12 protein-coding genes are annotated in these 20,473 nt (G+C 39.7%); 5 read left to right on the forward strand and 7 right to left on the reverse strand.

The features are described from left to right. Position 1 precedes the first annotated feature (1 nt). From brnQ to phoB, 3 genes are all read right to left on the reverse strand, one after another. Positions 2 to 1,333, reverse strand: coding sequence for a branched-chain amino acid transport system II carrier protein (gene brnQ, locus BDD30_RS07610; protein ID WP_015835617.1), 1,332 nt, complete (start codon positions 1,331 to 1,333; stop codon positions 2 to 4). Between the two features lie 350 nt (positions 1,334 to 1,683). Continuing rightward, positions 1,684 to 3,021, reverse strand: coding sequence for a phosphate regulon sensor histidine kinase PhoR (gene phoR, locus BDD30_RS07615; protein ID WP_015835618.1), 1,338 nt, complete (start codon positions 3,019 to 3,021; stop codon positions 1,684 to 1,686). Between the two features lie 23 nt (positions 3,022 to 3,044). Next, positions 3,045 to 3,734: a phosphate regulon transcriptional regulator PhoB gene (gene phoB, locus BDD30_RS07620; RefSeq protein ID WP_015835619.1), complete on the reverse strand. Its 690-nt coding sequence runs from the start codon at positions 3,732 to 3,734 to the stop codon at positions 3,045 to 3,047. A 259-nt stretch (positions 3,735 to 3,993) separates the two neighbouring features. Here phoB and sbcD point away from each other — a divergent pair, with 259 nt between their 5' ends. Continuing rightward, positions 3,994 to 5,253, forward strand: a complete 1,260-nt coding sequence (gene sbcD / locus BDD30_RS07625) for an exonuclease subunit SbcD (protein ID WP_049795221.1) — start codon at positions 3,994 to 3,996, stop codon at positions 5,251 to 5,253. Positions 5,254 to 5,467: 214 nt separating this feature from the next. Then, a complete protein-coding gene (locus tag BDD30_RS07630) occupies positions 5,468 to 9,157 on the forward strand; it encodes an AAA family ATPase (protein WP_015835621.1) in 3,690 nt (1,229 codons plus the stop codon). A gap of 144 nt (positions 9,158 to 9,301) precedes the next feature. Here the strand turns inward: BDD30_RS07630 and BDD30_RS07635 are convergent, their stop codons facing one another. The 3 genes from BDD30_RS07635 to BDD30_RS07645 all read right to left on the reverse strand — a co-directional run bounded on the left by BDD30_RS07635 (position 9,302) and on the right by BDD30_RS07645 (position 13,768). Beyond that, a complete protein-coding gene (locus tag BDD30_RS07635; protein WP_041382380.1) occupies positions 9,302 to 10,945 on the reverse strand; it encodes a bifunctional metallophosphatase/5'-nucleotidase in 1,644 nt (547 codons plus the stop codon). 4 nt (positions 10,946 to 10,949) lie between these two features. Beyond that, a complete protein-coding gene (locus tag BDD30_RS07640) occupies positions 10,950 to 11,729 on the reverse strand; it encodes a ribonuclease T2 family protein (protein ID WP_015835623.1) in 780 nt (259 codons plus the stop codon). An 83-nt stretch (positions 11,730 to 11,812) separates the two neighbouring features. After that, positions 11,813 to 13,768 carry a bifunctional 2',3'-cyclic-nucleotide 2'-phosphodiesterase/3'-nucleotidase gene (locus BDD30_RS07645; protein ID WP_015835624.1) on the reverse strand — a complete coding sequence of 652 codons (1,956 nt, stop codon included), beginning with the start codon at positions 13,766 to 13,768 and terminating at the stop codon, positions 11,813 to 11,815. 404 nt (positions 13,769 to 14,172) lie between these two features. On the opposite strand from BDD30_RS07645, the gene rdgC reads away from it, so the two are divergent. The 3 genes from rdgC (at position 14,173) to BDD30_RS07660 (ending at position 17,731) form a co-directional block, all read left to right on the forward strand. Further along, positions 14,173 to 15,084: a recombination-associated protein RdgC gene (rdgC, locus tag BDD30_RS07650; RefSeq protein WP_015835625.1), complete on the forward strand. Its 912-nt coding sequence runs from the start codon at positions 14,173 to 14,175 to the stop codon at positions 15,082 to 15,084. Between the two features lie 645 nt (positions 15,085 to 15,729). After that, the gene (locus tag BDD30_RS07655; RefSeq protein ID WP_015835626.1) at positions 15,730 to 16,578 is read left to right on the forward strand and encodes a class I SAM-dependent methyltransferase; all 849 of its coding nucleotides are present in this window, start codon (positions 15,730 to 15,732) and stop codon (positions 16,576 to 16,578) included. Positions 16,579 to 16,711: 133 nt separating this feature from the next. Further along, the gene (locus tag BDD30_RS07660) at positions 16,712 to 17,731 is read left to right on the forward strand and encodes a Fic family protein (RefSeq protein WP_015835627.1); all 1,020 of its coding nucleotides are present in this window, start codon (positions 16,712 to 16,714) and stop codon (positions 17,729 to 17,731) included. Positions 17,732 to 18,078: 347 nt separating this feature from the next. Here BDD30_RS07660 and BDD30_RS07665 read toward each other — a convergent pair whose 3' ends face one another. Continuing rightward, on the reverse strand, positions 18,079 to 19,824 hold the full coding sequence (locus BDD30_RS07665; protein WP_015835628.1) for a GH39 family glycosyl hydrolase: 1,746 nt from the start codon (positions 19,822 to 19,824) through the stop codon (positions 18,079 to 18,081). Positions 19,825 to 20,473: the final 649 nt, after the last annotated feature.

Below are 20,473 nucleotides of genomic sequence, written 5' to 3' on the forward strand. Positions count from 1 at the left end.
ATCATTGATGGATCTGACTCTCGCGTGTACCAGGACGCCCCAGAACACGGTCATAAATACCAAACATAATCAGAACCAACAGGGATGGTGCTAACCAAGCCAACCCTTGATCAGCCAACGGTAAACGCGTTGCCCAATCTGGTAATAAGTGCACCAGCATTTCAGATGACTTGATGGCATCTAAAATTCCAAACAACAAACTAATTAACATAACTGGAGCAAGAATACGGGTGAAATTGTTCCACCAGCCAAAAGTGAAGCTCAGCACAATCAGAACGATACACGGTGGATAAATAGCAGTCAGTACTGGTATAGAAATCTTAATCAAATAACTCAAACCAAGGTTAGAAGCCAACATGGAGAACACCCCAAGGATCAACACCAGTGAACGATAAGACAGGGGCAAATAACGACTGAAAAACTCAGAACAAGCACAAGTTAACCCAACTGCAGTCACCATACAGGCAACAAAAATCAGCACTGCCAGGAAAATACTGCCCACACTACCAAAAGTATGCTGAACATAGGCATGCAAAATTACAGCGCCGTTTTCTGCATGAGGAACTAATGAACCAATACCCGAACCCAGTTTAAACAGAGACAGATAAACCAGCACCAGACCAATCCCGGCAATCAGTCCTGCCCACATCGCATAACGAGTCAGTAATGAAGATGAAGCAACACCTCTTGAACGCGCTGCATTAACAATAACAATACCAAATACCATAGCCCCCAGGGTATCCATCGTCAGATAACCATTAACGAAACCACTAGAGAATGGGATTTTCTGATAAACATCAATTGCAGGAATTGAACTACCCGCAGGCCAAAGTAAAGCGGCAACACCCAGTATGCCTAGCGCTAGCATTTTAATTGGTGCTAACACATGCCCAACAGTATCAAGTAAACGGCCTGGGTAAAGCGAGACAGCAATCACCAAAGCAAAATAAATCAGACTATAAATAAAAAGCGGTAATTCGCCTGAACCGATAAGAGGAGCAATCCCCACTTCAAAAGAGACCGTTGCAGTACGTGGCGTTGCGAATAAAGGACCAACAGCCAGATAGCAAACCGTAGCAAGCAACAAACCAGCAGCTTTACCAATTGGTGAACTCAGCTCTTCAATACCTCCGCCTACTTTTGCCAACGCGATGATTGTAATTACTGGTAGACCAACCGCCGTGGTTAGAAAGCCTAATGCCGCCAACCAAACATATTCACCCGACTGTAATCCCACCATAGGCGGAAAAATAATATTCCCCGCGCCCACAAACAGGGCAAAAGTCATAAACCCTAATGCCCAAATATCCTTAGATGATAAACGATGTGTCATAATGATTATTAATGTTTTTTTACCATTTTAACGGTTTGAATAGTATAAATATCACCAATAGTTAGGCATATAATTGGCAATATTGAACCCTAATTTAACGATTTATTATCGAAATAATATGCACTGGTATCTGTTAAATGCAGAATTATAAGGACTATTATAGACAGAATTGCCAGCAACTACCCACAAGTAAAACTTTTATAGTGCCAGAAGGCAATAGATAAACCAGAATGCAGAACTATATGCCACACTCTTTTTTAAATTCAGTGATTGCTGTTAGCTATCACTGAATACACACTATATGATTTGCGTTTTTTTTAACCTGTAAAGCTAATAATTAATTGCAAAGATTAATTATTGCTTTTAATCAAACTATCCTTATCTCTTTTACCGGTTATTTTTGTCGATACAATCAATCCTATCGGTAAAGTAAAACTGAAGATTGCCCCTTTCCCTATTTCACTGGAGACTTCAAGATGAGAATGATGATGATGTAAGGCATGTTTAACAATCGCAAGACCAAGACCGCTTCCTCCTGTTTGTCTGGAACGAGCCTTATCTACCCGATAGAAACGTTCAGTCAAACGAGGCAAATGTTCAGCACTGATACCCTGCCCATTATCCTTCACTATGAACTCAGCACCATGGGAATTCTTTTTCCAACTGACATCAATCTGAGTCCCTTTTGAGGTATGGTTAACAGCGTTATAGACCAGATTCGACATTGCACTGCGTAGCTGTTCTTCATTACCAAAAACTTTTAATTCCTCACTAATATCGAAATTAATTTTATAACATTCATTACCAAGCGCCGTCGCTTCCTGACGCAATACCTTAAGCATCAAAGGCACATCAACTATTTCATTCATATCAATCTGAGGCGCGACTTCGATTTTAGACAACTGTAATAATTGCCTTACCAGGCTGTCCATCCTCCGGGTTTGCTCCTGCATGGTATTTAACATTTTCTTATTCAGCGAACCACTCACATCCTGATCCTGCATCATTTCCAAATAACCCTGCAATACAGTCAGAGGAGTTCGCATTTCATGGCTGACATTTGCAAAAAAATCACGGCGAGCATTTTCTAGTGTTCGTTTCTGCGTTACATCTCTGGCAACCATTAATAATTGCCCCTCAGAGTAAGGCATAACCCGGAACTCAACAGTAAAGCCATTATTTAATTCGATCGATAACGGGCGTGAAAAATCCCTGGAAAGCACATATCGGTTAAAATCAGGATAGCGGAGTAAATTAAAAATATGCTGCCCATTATCTTCAGGCCAACGGAAACCAAGTAAATGTTGTGCTAAACGGTTACACCAAAAAATATTACCTTCAGTTGTCATCATAACAATGGCATCTGGCAATGACTCAGCACCACTGCGAAAACGTTTGATTAAAAGAGCCAGTTCACGGCGTCGTTTCCGATTTCGTTGCTGCATCTGGTAAATACCATAGAAAATGGGCTCCCACCCTCCTCTTCCAGAAGGTGGCAACATACTGCGATCCAACCATAACCAATCTGAAAGTTTCAGTAAGTTATAGCCATGCCATATCAGCACCAAAAGTACCGAAGTAAACAAACACCAAGCTAAGTGCCCAATAAACATCGATAAAATTAAGGCAGGTAAACAGAAAAGAAACAGTTCTGAAATCAGTTTCTTCCAAGATAAACGTTCTAACACGTCAGTTTCTCCGGTGCGCGGATTCAGTAACGGGTAGAAAAACGATAACCAGTACCACGAACGGTCTGCACCATTTTATCATGACCGCCGACTTCTAATACTTTACGTAAACGACGAATATGCACATCGACAGTTCTATCTTCAACATAAACATTTGCCCCCCAAACATAATTGAGCAACTGTTCACGACTGTAGACCCGCTCCGGATGAGTCATAAAGAAGTGAAGTAACTTAAATTCAGTCGGCCCCATATCCAGTACTTGATCTTGGCTAGTCACTCGATGAGAAGTTATATCCAAAATCAGGCCATCCATTTCAATGAGATTTTCTATCATCATGGGTGAAATACGCCGCAATACCGCCTTAACTCTGGCAACCAGCTCTTTAGGAGAGAAAGGCTTGGTTATATAGTCGTCTGCCCCAATTTCCAGACCACGAACTCGATCTTCCTCTTCACCACGGGCCGTCAACATCATCACCGGAATATCTCGGACATTATTATCTCGTTTCATTTGCTTTATTATCTGCAAACCAGAACCACCAGGGATCATCCAATCCAGTAACACCAAATCAGGGTAGGGTTCAGATAAACATGCCAGCGCGGAATCATAATCCTCCGCTTCCACTGGCTGATATCCATTTTTTTCCAATACAAAACAAACCATCTCACGGATTGGAGTTTCATCTTCAACTACCAGAATACGTCTTGTCATGGTCAATCCTGTTAATTTCTTGAGATAAGCGCTACTTAATTTAAAAAGTATTATGCGTCAGTTTTATGACAGATTTATGAAATCCTGCCTCCGTTATCCCTCACCTGCAATCTGTTTCGCAATAATTAATTTAACCATCTTCATATTTCATAAGAAATGGGAAGCGGCTCGGAGATATATTCACGAAATCAGATTAAAGAATGATATCCAGATTACAGTCGTTATAATCCTCTTTCACCTTAACGAATTGCGGGGAATTATGCGCATTATTCACACCTCTGACTGGCATCTTGGCCAATATTTTTTTACAAAAAGCCGAGCCGCTGAACATAAACATTTTCTGCATTGGCTGGTTGAACAGATTAAAAATTACCAGGTCGATGCATTGATTGTTGCTGGAGATGTGTTTGATACCGGCTCACCACCTAGCTACGCCCGTGAATTGTACAATCGCTTTGTTGTTGAACTGCAACCTACTGGCTGTCAGTTAATTATCCTTGGCGGTAATCATGACTCAGTAGCAACGTTGAACGAATCAAAGGAACTACTCTCCTGCCTGAATACCACCGTTATTGCTAATGCTGAAGAAAATCCACAAAAACAGATAAAAATACTCAACACTCAGGAAGGCAATGCTGGTGCAATCCTCTGTGCAATCCCTTTTCTGCGACCAAGGGATATTATGACTAGCCAGGCAGGTCAATCAGGCGAACAAAAACAGTTGGCATTACAGGAAGCCATTGCAGAACACTATAATCGACTATACCGGCAAGCCTGTGAATTACGTGATCAACTAAATATACCCTTACCTGTCATTGCTACCGGGCATCTGACCACTATTGGCGCCTCTGTCACAGATTCAGTCCGGGATATTTATATTGGTACACTTGATGCCTTCCCTGCACAAGCTTTTCCACCGGCAGATTATATTGCACTCGGGCATATTCACCGGCCACAAATCGTCGCGAAATCTGAACATATCCGCTATAGCGGCTCCCCCATTCCACTCAGTTTTGATGAAGTGGGACAGGAGAAAAGTCTCTGTTTAGTAGAATTTGCTCAAGGCAAGCTGGAATCCATTAAACTTTTACCCGTTCCTCAATATCAGCCTATGCAACTTATCAGAGGCAACCTGCAACAAATTGAGCAACAGTTACAGACTTTTAATGATTATCAAGGTAAGCAACCTGTTTGGCTGGATATTGAAGTTGCAACGCAAGATTACCTCCATGATATCCAAAAACGGATTCAATCCATGGTTGCAGAACTTCCGGTAGAAGTCATTCTGTTACGGCGAGCTAAAATACAACGACAAAATATACTGACAAAAGAAAACAGAGAAACCCTAACAGAACTCAGCATTAACGAAGTTTTTGCCCGGCGGCTTGAGCAAACAGAACTTAACGATGAAGAACATAAAAAACGTCTGACCACTCTTTTCGAACAAACACTGAATGAAATCTATAACCGAATAGATTTCAAGATGCATCGCGACGGCAAGGGAGTGAATCCCCGGTAACATAGTGACCGGGATGAGTGAGTGCAGCCAACAAAGAGGCAACTTGAAAGATAACGGGTATATACCCTATGGATTTCAAGATGCATCGCGACGGCAAGGGAGCGAATCCCCGGGAGCATAGATAACTCTGTGACCGGGGTGAGTGAGTGCAGCCAACAAAGAGGCAACTTGAAAGATGACGGGTATATCAGAATAGAAACAAGGAGGAACAGACATGAAGATACTGAGTCTACGGCTAAAAAACATTAATTCATTACAAGGTGAATGGAAAATTGATTTCACAACAGAGCCGTTTGCCAGTAATGGTCTATTCGCAATAACCGGCCCTACCGGGGCAGGTAAAACCACCTTACTGGATGCTATCTGTCTTGCGCTTTATCACAAAACACCACGCCTGATGACGATTTCTACCTCACAAAATGAATTAATGACCCGCCACACAGCAGAATCACTGGCTGAAGTTGAGTTTGAAGTGAAAGGCGTCGCCTATCGTGCTTTCTGGAGTCAACGGCGAGCACGTAATCAGCCGGACGGTAACTTGCAAACACCCAAAGTCGAACTCGCATACAAAGAGAACGGCAAAATCCTAGCTGATAAAATTCAGGATAAGGAAGAGAAAGTCACAGAAATCACCGGCTTGGATTATGGCCGTTTCACCAAATCTATGTTGTTATCCCAAGGTGATTTTGCCGCTTTCCTCAATGCTAAAGCGAATGAACGGGCTGATTTATTGGAAGAATTAACCGGTACTGAAATTTACGGTGTTTTATCCCAGCAAATTTACCTGCAACATAAAGAAGCACAATCAGAGCTAGAGATTTTGCAAGTCAAGGCATCTGCCATTGATTTGCTAACTAAAGAACAACATCAACAATATCTGGAACAACAACAACAACTCGCTAATTGTGAATTACAACTGAATCAGCAGATAAAAACACAACAATATTCAGAGCAATGGTTAACTCGTGAAGAAGAGCTTCAGAAATTTTTGACTGAAAATAATGCCTCTTTGCAACAGGCAGAAAAAGCACTCACCCATGCAGAACCGCAACTCCAAAAACTGGCAAACAGCGAACCAGCAGAAGCACTTCGTCCATTATTAGATGACAAAAACCGAACTCAATCTGAACACCAGAAAATCAGCAAACAGTTGGAAGATATGCGTCAGCAACTTCAGCAGCAGCAGCAGATTCTCACCCCGATACAGCAAAAAGTGACTAATGCAGACTCTGTCAGAGAAGCACATCAGCAACATCGGCAACAACAAGAAACACTGATATCAGAACAAGTGATTCCATTGGATCATCAAATTGATATTCAGATTAAAGATCTTAATCTTACTCAACAACACATCAATGAACAAAAAGCAGAATTCGAAACAGCTAATCAGCAATACAACGCGGCAAACCAACATTCCCTGTCATTAACCAGCCAAAGAAAACAACTGGAAAATTATTTTGAGCAACAACCTCATCATCAATATTTCGGTGAAAAAATGACTTTTTGGCAACACCAATTCTCCTGGTTGCAAGAACAGCAACAACATATTAATCAGTGGACCCAAAAAGCAGATAAACTCACGACTGAACTCACACAATTCAACGATAGTCTGAATAAGCAACAAAAAGATCTAAAACAACAGATTGAAAATAGCCAACCGCTGAAACTGGCGTTTGAACAAGCAGAACAACAACTCTTTAATCTACAAAAGCAATATTCACAGGAAAAACTCAAAAAACAATTCATTGAATATCAGCAAAAACTGACTCTACAACACAAATTAGAGGTATTGTCCCCGCAGATCCTGCAATTACAAGCAACTATTGCCAATAACAATCTTCGCTTACAACAACCGGAAAAATTATTAAAAGAACTGCCTATTCAAATTGAAGCTGTTAATAAACAACTTTCAGAAAAACAGCAACATCTGGAAGATCTTTCTCAACGTATCCAGTTAGAACAAAAGATTGTCAGTCTGGAAAAAGAACGTGCACAACTTAAGGAAGGAGATCCTTGCCCTCTTTGCGGCTCTGAACATCATCCTGCTATTCAAGCTTACCAACATATTGAATTGCCAAAATCAGAACAACGGCTAAAAGATTTACGTCAACAATCTGAACAGCTGCAAACGACCAAAATATCGCTGGTCAATAAAAAAGAATTCCAACAACAACAATACAACCATATTTTGCAAGAAATTGCAGATGCTGAACCACAACTAAATTCATTGGCTCAACAATGGCAACAAATTTGTGAAATATTACAAATCGAAATTTCACCGTTAGATAAACCAGCACTTGAAGCATTTGTGCAGCAGAACCAATCTGCTTATCAGCTTTCCCAAACTCAATTAACTGAATTTGAACTAGCAGAAAAGGAGTATCAAAAAACAGAAAAAACACTGACAGTTCATAAAGAACACATTAAAGAAATTGAGCGCAGAGTTGAACTGGATAAACAACAATATGATGCCCGGAAAAAATATCTATCTGAACTGCAACCAGAGATACAACAACAGCAGTGCAAGCTAACTGATGTTATCGAAAAAATACGCTCGGAATTACAAGAATATGATTTACTATTGCCCATGCTGAATGATGCTGAAAACTGGCTACAACAACGTAAGCATGAGTGGAAGATATATCAAAACTGCCGGGAAAACTGGCAACAGCTCCAAAAAGAGCAAGCTGTCGTTCAAAATCAGACTGAATCGTTGAATAAACAGAAAGAAGAATATGCATCCCGTTTAAACATACTTCATCAAAAAGAGCAGCAACAAAAACAGCAACTCGAAAAGGCACAACAACAGCGCCAAGCACTATTTGGTGAGCAATCCGTTGCAAAAATAACTCAGGCACTACAGCAACATTCTCAGAAATTAGAAGAAGAATACCAGCAGGCGTTGTCACATTTGCAACAAGCACAATCTCATATTAACCAGCTCACGGGGGCAATTTATGAGACAGAAAAAAACCGTAGCCAAGCTGAGTACCAAAGACAACTGGCAGAACAAAACTTCAATTCTGTGTTAGAGAAAAGCATATTTGCCAATCAGAGTATTTTTGAAGCCGCACTATTACCGCCAGAACAACGCAAGGAGTTACGACAACTCAAAGAACAACTTGAACAACAGCAAGTACAGGCTAAGACCTTGTGTCAGAAAGCAGCAGAAACCTTGCAACAACACATGAAAAATCGGCCCAAGTTGCTTGATCAATATACAAAACCACAACTCATTGAACAGTTGAAAAATAGCACTGAAGAATTGAAAAAAAACACATTACAACAAGGGGAATTGAGAAACCTGCTTAGTAATGATGCAACACGCCGTCAACAGCAAAAGTCTTTGTTGGAAGAAATCGATCATTGCCGACAAAATTATGATGACTGGAGCTACCTTAACAACCTGATTGGCTCAGCAGATGGCGCTAAATTCCGCCGTTTTGCCCAAGGTCTAACTCTGGATCATCTGGTTCATCTTGCTAATCAACGATTGGAAAAACTCCACGGACGCTACTATTTGCAACGCAAAAATTGTGACGGACTTGAACTGCAAGTTATTGATACCTGGCAAGCCGATGCTATCCGTGATACTAAAACACTTTCCGGCGGCGAAAGTTTTCTGGTCAGCCTCGCACTAGCTTTAGCGTTGTCTGATTTGGTCAGCAATAAAACCTGTATTAATTCACTGTTTCTGGATGAAGGCTTTGGCACACTTGATCCAGAAACCCTCGATATTGCTCTCGATGCTTTGGATAGTCTGAATGCTTCCGGGAAAACGATTGGCGTCATAAGCCACGTCGAAGCCATGAAAGAACGGATACCAGTACAGATTAAAGTGAAAAAAATTAACGGACTTGGGATAAGTAAACTCGCACCTGAGTTTCGTTATACCAGACAGTGAGTAAAAAAGAGCAAGGTACTCAGGTGAGCAAACAGGGAAGAAATGAAATCCTGTTTGCTCAAATTACTCCTATATTATCGTTTTCATTCAAAGCCTATCTCAGCAGGTATCATTAACAAAATAACCTGACAAAAGGGCTATTGATTATTTTTTACTTACATCAACATTAACGATGCGAGCTTGTGTAGGATAAGCAACCGGTGATTTCTCAGCGAAATATTTCACCACCGCATCAACATCCGGCACACTATATACAGGATCTGTCCCCTCTTTAAATACAGAGAAACTACTTCCCCCCATTGCCAGATATTCGTTAGCTACCACGCGGTATTTTCCACTTAATTCAACGGGTTTACCGTTGATTTTCATGGAGCTGACAATAACACGATCGCCAGTTGGTTTAGCACTATCCCATTGATATTGGAAACTGTTAGAAACTGCCAAAACCTGCGGACTTGAACGATCCCATTGTTGTTCCAGCAAGCGTTTAATTTGCTCACCCGTCAGAGTTTGGGTCAACAGCACATTGGAGAACGGCTGAACAGTGTAGATAGCATTGTAAGTTACATCACCGGCAATCATGTCAGCACGAATACCGCCGCTATTCATAAATGCAATTTGGGCACCACCGCTCTCTTTTGGTGTCGCAGTATACAAATGCGCATCTGCAATCACTTTGCCCAGAGAAAACTCACCAGCACTGTTAATTTTCCTATCTAGATTGCGCTCTAATTTACCAATCACCCGGGTTTCCAACGGCGTAGCTATTTTTTCATACGCATCCAATATATTAGTCACTTCTGGATCTTTCTCATATTTAAGGTTATCGACCCAAATATTTTTCGCTTTAAAATCAACAATATCTTTAGTTGTTTTATCCAGCTTCAAATCCAGAGTAGTTATTAACGAACCATTAGCCTGTGCAGAAGTGACTGGTTTACCGTTAATCACACAGTTATATGCCTGATGTGTGTGACCAGTAATGATGAAGTCAACTTCCTTATCCAATTGGTTAACAATGTCCAACACTTTACCGGTTATACCATTACAGGCGTTCACATCAATATTGCCACCACCATATTTCTGTGCTGCACCTTCATGAATTAGCACCCCAATTGCTTTAACACCTTTTTTCTGTAACTCAGGGACTAATACGTTAATGGTCTTAACTTCATTAGCAAAACTTAGACCTTCAGTTCCTTTTGGCATCACGATCTCGGGCGTACCTTCCAGAGTCAAGCCAATAAAGGCAACTGGAACCCCTTCGAACTTTTTAATGACATACTCAGGGAACAGAGTTTTGCCCGTTTCGTTAACTGTTACATTTGCTGCCAGATACTGGAATTTCGCCCCAGTAAATGGGTTTGGTCCCTGACAGCCAGTCACCAGATGACAGCCCCCATTCTGTTTACGCAACAGCTCATCTTTACCTTTATCAAATTCATGATTACCAACAGCTGTCGCTTCCAAACCGACCAGAGACAGAGTTTCAATCGTTGGTTCATCATGAAATAAAGAAGACAATAACGGGCTTCCACCAATCATATCACCGGCACCAACCATGATATTGTTAGCTTTTTCTTTCTTCAGCTCTTTAATCAGCGTGGACATATGTTCAATGCCACCCGGCCCGTTTGGACCCCGCGCCTTCAACGCACCATGGAAGTCATTAACAGCCAGGATACGAACATCAACCACACCAACTTCATCATGACGGGGTTTAGTAACACACCCTGCCAATAAAGCACTACCAACTGCAACAACAAACAATTTATATTTATAATCCATGATGTTACACCTTGGCATTAGACTCACGCTTCGGACAATCAATTACTTCGAATTCTTTGCTATAGCAAATGTAAAATTCATCGCGGTTGATCTGAATGGTTTTACCCTTCAATGACGGATTATTTTCCTGGAGAAACTGAATTAATTGCTCGTTAGATAGACGACTATTTGGTAATACCAATCCATTGAATAATTCCTGCTGTTTACTGAAAAACTGCTCTGGCGTTTCAAACGCGCAAACTCCATGCTTTTCCCATTCGCCTTGCAGTAAATCTGCACCCGGAGAAGTACACAAATAAGGTTTAATCACCTGATAATCCAGTTGTGGCAAATCCCCCTTGCACAGACGTGGATGCTTACGAACATCAGACCAGTCACGGCACTGATCCATCGTTTTGCCGTTACAGGATTGCGCCCACAAGCCATGAAGTATCCAGGCAAATTTATTTTCTGAGAAACATTGCAGTTCAAATTTTTCATATTCACGCTGTGATTTGGCAATCTTATTACTCTTTTGCAGGCGCTTGATCTCATTCTTTTTGTTGTCACAGAATGCTGGAGAATAATTAATCGCTAGTTTGAAGTAATCTGTAGCTGCTGTTGCGTTCTGCCCATAACGGTCATTTTTTGCAATGTGATCATAATTTGTCGGTGGACTAGCTGGCAGTAAACAAGAAACCTCTCCCTCCAGTTGTGATTCTAAAGAATCAATCACTGCTGGTTGCTTCGCACAACCAACAACCAACAAAACGAATACTACCGACAATAAGTTAAAGAAACGCATCATATTCCTTACGGGAAATCATTCCCCTGCTGTGGGTAAAAAAGCAAAAACCTGCCCAAATAGAGGGCAGGTGGTTATTAAAATTATTTTTTTTCAGTCAGATCAATTTGATACACCGCAAAACCAACATCATCATTTTCCAGATATTTCATTGGATATTGGGAAAACTCTTTGATGAATTTCGCTGCTTTCTCTCCGGGAGACGTTTCGAAACGGATATCCAGTTTCTTGTCAGTTTTGATCGGCATAATAGACCAATTATTATCCACTTTGGTCTCTATTATCCCTTTGTCTTTAGACACTTTGACAATGTAAGAAGCCAGGATAGTGCGATTTTCATCTGGTGATGCAAATGCAATATTGTTTTCGCCTGTACCCGCAAATTTACCGCCATATGCACGATAATTATTGGTAGCAATCAGGAAATTAGCTTTAGGATCGATTGGTTTACCTTGATAAGTCACATCCTTGATACGGTTAGCCCCTTGATTGATGACCTGACAGTCCACGTCATATTTAGCTGGCTGAGTTATATCAATTTTATAATTCACACCACTAATCGTATCGAAGTTATAAGTACGGAAACCGCTCCAATTCAATAAATACTGGGGTTGAGTTGAATTTGGATCGATTTGGTTATACATGCCGGCAGAACATTCCAACCATTCAATCACATCTGCACCGGTTGCCTTCACAACAGCCAACGTATTTGAGTACAGATACAAATCCGCTGCATTACGGAACGTCAGATCGCCTTTTTCAACTTCAACAAAATCTGCGGGTGCATTCTTACGACCACCGACTTTGAATGGTGCCGATGCTGCCAAAACAGGCATATCGGCTAAATCAGGATCACCCTGAATGAAATGCCGAGTGTAATCTGCCTGGGCATCATTCACGATCTGCACAGTAGGATCGCTTTGGATCAAAGCCAAATAGCTGTACATATTGGCAGAAGCTTTACCAATAAATTTGCCAACAAAACTCCGAGTTCCCTGATGGGCTTTATCGATAATTTTGACTAATTCACCATCGCGTTCAACCAATGCCTTTTTATTTATTTTGTCGTAAATCGGACGTGCTTCCGCTTTTGCCTCCGTCACTTTCCATATCCCGCCATCATTATTAATAACCAGATCAACAACGCCCAAATGATCTCCCCACTGACCTGGCATAACCGACGGAATACCGTTAATAGTACCGTTGGCAACATCAACGCCTTTAATGCCTGCAAATTCCTTACTCGGGAATACACCATGCGCATGACCAAACATAATCGCGTCAATGCCAGTGATTTGACTCAAGTAATAGACAGAGTTTTCAGCCATGGCTTTATATGGATCTTTAGAAAAACCAGAATGAGGAATCGCGACAATCAAATCTGCGCCCTCTTTTTTCATTTGAGGAACAAATTTTTTCGCCGTTTCAGTAATATCGTTAACCACGACCTTTCCGTCCAGATTAACCTTATCCCAAATAGAAATCTGTGGCGGCACAAAGCCGATATAACCGATCTTAATGGTGTGAACTTTACCATCCCGATCTTTAACCGGTGTATCAACGATAATATAAGGCGTGAAATAGTTCTTACCAGTTTTAGCATCCATGATATTGGCATTGATATACGGGAATTTCGCACCGGCAATAACCTTCTTCAAATAATCCAAGCCAAAATTAAACTCATGGTTACCAAAGTTACCCACGGTATAACCCATCGTATTCATTAACTGATGCGCTGGATGAGATTCTCCTTTTTTAAGGCCCTTGGCTGCCATGTAATCTGCTAGCGGACTGCCTTGAATCAGGTCACCGTTATCGACCAGAATGGTGTTGGTAGCTTCTGTTTTGGCTGCTTTAATTAAATTCGCTGTACGTATCAAACCAAATTGTTCAGTGGGTTTATCTTTAAAGTAATCAAAATCAATCAAGTTACTATGAACATCAGATGTTTCCATTACCCGCAAATCAACTGTTGCAGCATTTAGATTGAATGCGACCAATAAGGCTAACATTGAGACTTTTGACACACTCTTAACCATTTCACACCTCTTTTTAGATTAATGCAGGAGAGCCTTGATAACTTTCCTTTCAACTTAGAAGTACAGACACGCTTCTGTTGCCAAAATAGTCTGTTTTTATGCTCATAAGCTGGATTGTCACTGCACGCATCATCATATTCCGTTGCAACGAACAAACGCAGGCTATTGTACTGAGAAACTGAAAAACGTTTATCTAAACCAACAAGGTAAGCTTGTTTTTTATAATTAAAGGTATTCGCATTTCCATTACACGGAGAGCCACCCGCATTACCTACACTAAGGCCGACAGTCATTCAGGATAAATTGACACAAGATACTAGGGCTTAACTCTGCGATTCGCTATCATGCTGCCTTATGTTTGAGATGCTCACCCGATTAAATGGGCAAAAATATGGGGTAACTTCATGTTGTGGTTCAAAAATTTAATGATTTACCGTTTAAACCGGGAAATTTCACTTTCTGCGGATGAACTGGAAAAACAATTGAGTCCGTTAGCATTCACCCCATGCGGTAGTCAGGATATGGCGAAAACAGGCTGGGTACCGCCAATGGGTTCGTACAGCGACGCCTTCACTCATGTTGCGAATAATCAAATCCTGATTTGTGCCCGCAAAGAAGAAAAGATGTTGCCTTCACCGGTTATCAAGCAAGCACTACAGGCAAAAATTGAAAAACTGGAAGGAGAACAACATCGCAAACTTAAAAAAACAGAGAAAGATTCTCTGAAAGATGAAATATTGCACACTCTGTTACCACGGGCGTTTAGCCGATTCAGCCAAACTTATATTTGGATCGATATCGCCAATAATCTGATTATTGTTGATGCTGCCAGTGCTAAACGGGCTGAAGATAATTTGGCATTGCTGAGGAAAAGCCTCGGTTCTTTACCAGTTGTTCCCCTAACATTTAAAAACCCGATAGAATTGACGCTGACAGAATGGGTACGTTCCGGCGATTTACCGACCGGTTTTGCTTTAATGGATGAAGCCGAATTAAAAGCTATTCTGGAAGAAGGTGGCGTCATCCGTTGTAAAAAACAAGATTTGGTTTCTGATGAAATTGCCACCCATATAGAAGCAGGAAAATGTGTGACTAAATTGGCTCTTGATTGGGAAGAACGTATTCAGTTTATGTTGTCAGATGATGGTGCTTTTAAACGCATAAAATTCAGTGATACGTTGCGAGAACAAAATGATGACATTGACCGGGAAGATTTTGCCCAACGATTTGATGCTGATTTTATTTTAATGACAGGTGAATTAAGCGCACTAATTAAAAACACCATTGAAGCACTAGGCGGCGAAGCAGAAAAATAACCGTTATCTTTAATGCTATTTGTCGCTTTGAATTGTCTTTCAAAGCGGCATTTAACTGGCAGATAATTAGTAACTGAATAACCATAAAAAACAGCACTAAATTTACATAAATTGCCAATTTTACAGCAATAGAACAACTCATTTAAATTAAAAATAGTTTATATAACATCATCTTATTTTCATTATTATCCTTTCTTATTCTCTTACCGAATTGAAAAAATCAATGTTTTTAATTCCATAAAAAATCGTTTCTCTCCCAATAATAATATATACCCAATAGATTTCAAGTAGCAGCGCGGCGGCAAATGAACGCATCCCCAAGAGCATAGATAACTCTATGACTAAGGTAAGTGAAAGCAGCAACTTGAAAGATGAAGGGTATAAACACAATATTCCCACATGAGAACTATTATACCAGGAATATAGTTATCGATAACAACCATAAATTTCATTAATTTGATCTGATTAGAAATTATAAACCAAAATACCTCATCTGAATGATAGCACTAAGCAGATTATAAGCTACCATTGATCTTTCATCTAAAGAATACAGCTCTACGATTTAAAATAAAACCGTAAAAATCATAGTAAACAATATTACTCAATTTAGTAAAAGGTAAAAAATAATAAAAGGTAAAAAAACAGATGAATAAGAAATTTCACGAAGCCAACCGTTTATCATGGAATGCTGCCACTATTGCCCATAACAGCCATAAAGGTGATCAAGCTGCTTTTTTCAAGCAAGGAGGTAATACACTCTATCCAGAGGAATTATCATTATTAGGTGACATAAAAGGTCTCAATATCTTACATCTACAATGTAATTCCGGTCAGGATACTTTGAGTTTGGCTCAATATGAAGCCAATGTAACCGGAGTTGATATTTCTGATGAGGCTATTAATTTCGCCCGTCAATTGTCCGCCGACAGTGACATTCCAGCACAATTTCACCGAGCCGATATTTTCGATTGGATGGAGCAAGCTATTACAAAAAATCTGCAATTTGACCGAGTTTTCTGTTCTTATGGTGTATTGTTCTGGCTTTCTGATCTAAAAAATTGGGCCAAACTTATCTCACAATTATTAGCACCGGAGGGGAAATTTATACTCGTTGAATTTCATCCAGTTACCTTATGCCTTAATGCACAATGGCAACCTTGTAACGACTATTTCGGAGAAAATTCAGTCGTTGAAGCGGAGGGTGTCGTGGATTATGTTGCTGATTGTGCTGAAACACTCTGTCTAAACGAAATTATAAAAGGCATTACCGATTTCCAGAATCCTCATCCCAGTTATGAGTTTTATTGGGGAATTCACGAAGTCCTAAATGCACTGATACAAGCAGAATTACGCATTGAGCAATTCAATGAATACCCTTATTCCAACGGATGGAGTGGCCTTGCAGGCATGCGTCACATTGGTGGCGGCAAACTAGCGCAACCGGAAGGCATGCCCCGTATACCGCTAATGTACAGTGTGCTAGCAGGAAAATAATCAGACAACTCATACGATCATCGCCAGTCTATTGCTCATTACCCTTTACTGGCGATAATATCTACCTATTTTAGAACCAATAATAACGTTAAAACGATTTACGGTAACCCTATCAATCCAATCAAGGCATCCAATGAGTCCAGGCAAAAAAGGCTATCAACCCCCTTTCTCAATTACAACTAAAATGATCCAATTAGTTGCTGAAATCAGTGAGAATATCGGGCGGTTAAGTACAGAACAAGAACAAATAACAGCCCTGCGATTAAGACGAATAAATCGGATACGAACAATTCACGGCTCACTGGCAATAGAAGGTAATTTACTTGATGCAAGCCAAATCACAGCAATTATTGAAGGAAAGCGAGTCATTGCCCCAATCAGTGAAATACAAGAAGCACGTAATGCTATCTTGGCTTATGAAAAGCTCAATCACTGGCATTTCACATCAGAGCAAAACTTATTGGAAGCCCACTCTATTCTGATGAAAGGATTAATAGATAATGCTGGCAGTTACCGATACAGTGGCGTCGGTGTAATGGATGGGGAAAAAGTCCTCCATACGGCACCACAAGCAAACCGAGTTCCCAAGCTCATGGGTGACCTTTTTCACTGGCTAAGTTCTACTGATATTCATCCACTTATTACCAGCTGTATTTTCCATTATGAATTTGAATTCATTCATCCGTTTTCAGATGGAAACGGCAGAATGGGCAGGTTGTGGCAGACATTAATTTTAAATCATTGGAACCCATTATTTGAATTTATTCCCGTTGAAAGCCTGATTTACGAACATCAAGCTCATTATTACCGAGCAATTAATCTCAGTAGCCAATTAATTGATTGTGCGCCATTTATCGAATTTATGCTGCACATGATTCGTGATGCAATTCTGACATCTACCCATCAGGCTACCCATCAGGCTACCCATCAGGCTACCCAACAAGTTAAACAATTAATCATGGTATTGAGAGGAGAAATGAACCGTGAGCAACTTCAATTAGCACTTGGATTAAAAGACCGTAACTCATTCCGTCAGCGCTATTTACAACCCGCACTCAAAGCCGGATTCATTGAAATGAGCCATCCAGAAAAACCTAGCAGCCCATTACAACGATATCGTTTGACAGAAAAAGGATTGAATTTAAAAAAATAATAAATATCTCATCACGCCACAGTCAATATTATTACAACAAATTATTTATCAAAAAATAAGAAAAACAATTTACTATAATGTTTTTATCTCATATACCCAATAGATTTCGAGTTGCAGCGCGGCGGCAAGTGAACGCATCCCCAGGAGCATAGCTAACTATGTGACTGGGGTGCGTAAAGCAGCCAACAAAGCAGCGGCTTGAAAGATGAAGGGTATATATACCCAATAGATTTCAAGATGCATCGCGACGGCAAAGGAGCGAATCCCCGGGAGCATAGATAACTATGTGACCGGGGTGAGTGAGTGCAGCCAACAAAGAGGCAACTTGAAAGATAACAGGTATAAAATTAATTATTACTTAACTCTAATGAATACAATGTCACCGTTGAAGGAGTTGCTCCTTTATCTACTAATGTTAATTTATTATCAGCGATAGATATATCAATTTGGTTAGTGACTTCTGGTGGTGTCATTTGTTCCAGCGATCCACCTTCTTGAATACGATAAGCTTTAACGTTAAGTTTTTTATAATTGATATGATTAATGACTACAGTAATGCCATGGTCGCTATCAGTATAATCACGACTTTTACCTTTCAACTGATTAATCGGAAATGGCTTAGCCGGCTCATGTTGCACTACCGCATTATCAACATGGATTGTTGTCGGATCAACGCCACCAAACCATTTATCCTTACTCCAATTATCCGTTAATTGATCCAGTAATCGCACAGTATCCAGATAGTATTGTTGATATAAATAATCAGGAGCCACATTACCATCGGCAAAATCCTGATCAACTTTATAATTTGCGGCTAAGATATTAATCTTATTGCCTTCAGTATTCTCAGTTGCCAAAACCGTTAATCCTGTTGAGAAATCCCTATTGCCACTTAAGATATAAGGTGTTTCGAACATTCTGGCAAACAGGTAAAAGGATTGAGCCGAATAAGTACAAAAATTTTTAACACTTGGTTTTTTAGGATTAGGCTGATTATTAAATAAACCAAAAGATGAACCATCTCCCCGATAATAATAAGCTCTGTCGGCTTTTATATATTGCATATAAATAAATGTGGAAGCAATATATGCCGCATTTTTAATGCTCTGTATTTTTGTATACGTATTTTTTGTCGCAATAGGGCAGGAATTCCATTCAGTACAAAAACTCTCTGCATTGGTAAAACCATAAGTATCCAAGCCCTTTTGAACTGTATTCCCCACATCAATAATGTTTTGTGGGTCTCCAGTTTCAACATATCCATGCCAGGCATAGAAATCTAACGGTACATTATTATCTCTACAATATCGTAAAAATCCTTCAAAATAATCTTCTTTTGATTTATAAACAAACGTAATGCCGGCACCACCTACTTTAACCGAAGGATCAACAGCTTTAATTATTCTTGCAATTTTTTCATATAATTCATAATACTTTTTAGGATCATCATTATTCCAGAAAAAACTTATGTCAGGTTCATTCCAAACCTGCCAGTAGGTTATTTTTCTTGGCAGCCCAATTCTGGCATAATTTAAAGCGTAGCGATTCACCAACGTGCTAACTAATATTGCATAAATATCAAAATCTTCTGGTATTTCATAACCACCATCAACGGAACGCCCAATACGAAACATTATCTGTCGCTGAATATTATCTGGGTTCAGTTCAGCGTTATTATTCATAATGTCACGCAGATAAGCATCCGTCATTTTATAATTAGCCTCTTTTAATGCAAGACTAATATCATTATTTCTCATCCCGACAGCTGCATAGGGAAATATGGTTCTAACATTTGAAATATCAGCGAATAATTTTTTAGCCGCTGGTTTATTTTCTGCTGGAACATTAACAATAATTTGATTGTTATCATTGACCCGATCCGCATGGACATAATTATCCATATCACCAATACCAAAACCATCATGAAGCCGGATATGTGTAATTCCCATCTGATTAAATTGATCATCTAAATCAGGGAAACCCGGCATCAAAGATTTAGGAACACCATTCAAACCATTAACCTCTTTAAGCAATGAGCGATGCCCTGCTGATAAATCTCGGTGATTTTTATTAAATGAAAAAATCTTAGTCATAATAAACCTCTATATTCATTAATGAATGATATTGCTATAAATCAAAAACAATATAGAAGAATAAATATATTTCTATAGAAACTCAACAACAATAAATGAATCAAATAATCAGATAATAATTAAATATCACTTTTAACTATGTTTTAAAATTACCATCTATTAATTTTAATTTATTACAGCAATCAATAATTACATGGATATAGTTGTTTCCACCCATAATCGATCCCGTGATTTATTTAACAAAATCAGTATCAAAGAACATATATACCCAAAAGATTTCGAGTTGAAGCGCGACGGCAAGTGAACGAATCCCCAGGAGCATAGATAACGATGTGACTGGGGTGAGTGAAAGCAGCCAACAAAGCAGCAACTCGAAATCTATTGGGTATATTCTTTTATGCCGTAAAAAGTGATATTTATAAATTGGTAGAAAGTGACATTATTATATTGGTGCTACATTCATTAATCACATAAATTCGACCAAAACTTTTCTACTTATTGACTATATATGAAAAAGTATCTCCGGCAATTCTGTAATTCACACATCCTAATTCAACCAATTATCATGTTAAAACGCATACCATACTGATTGAAGAAATTTTAAACAGCCTGCCTAGCTTAACTTGTATGCAAAAAACAATTAAGCCGT

Source organism: Photorhabdus asymbiotica, assembly GCF_003634575.1.
GTDB classification, from domain to species: domain Bacteria; phylum Pseudomonadota; class Gammaproteobacteria; order Enterobacterales; family Enterobacteriaceae; genus Photorhabdus; species Photorhabdus asymbiotica.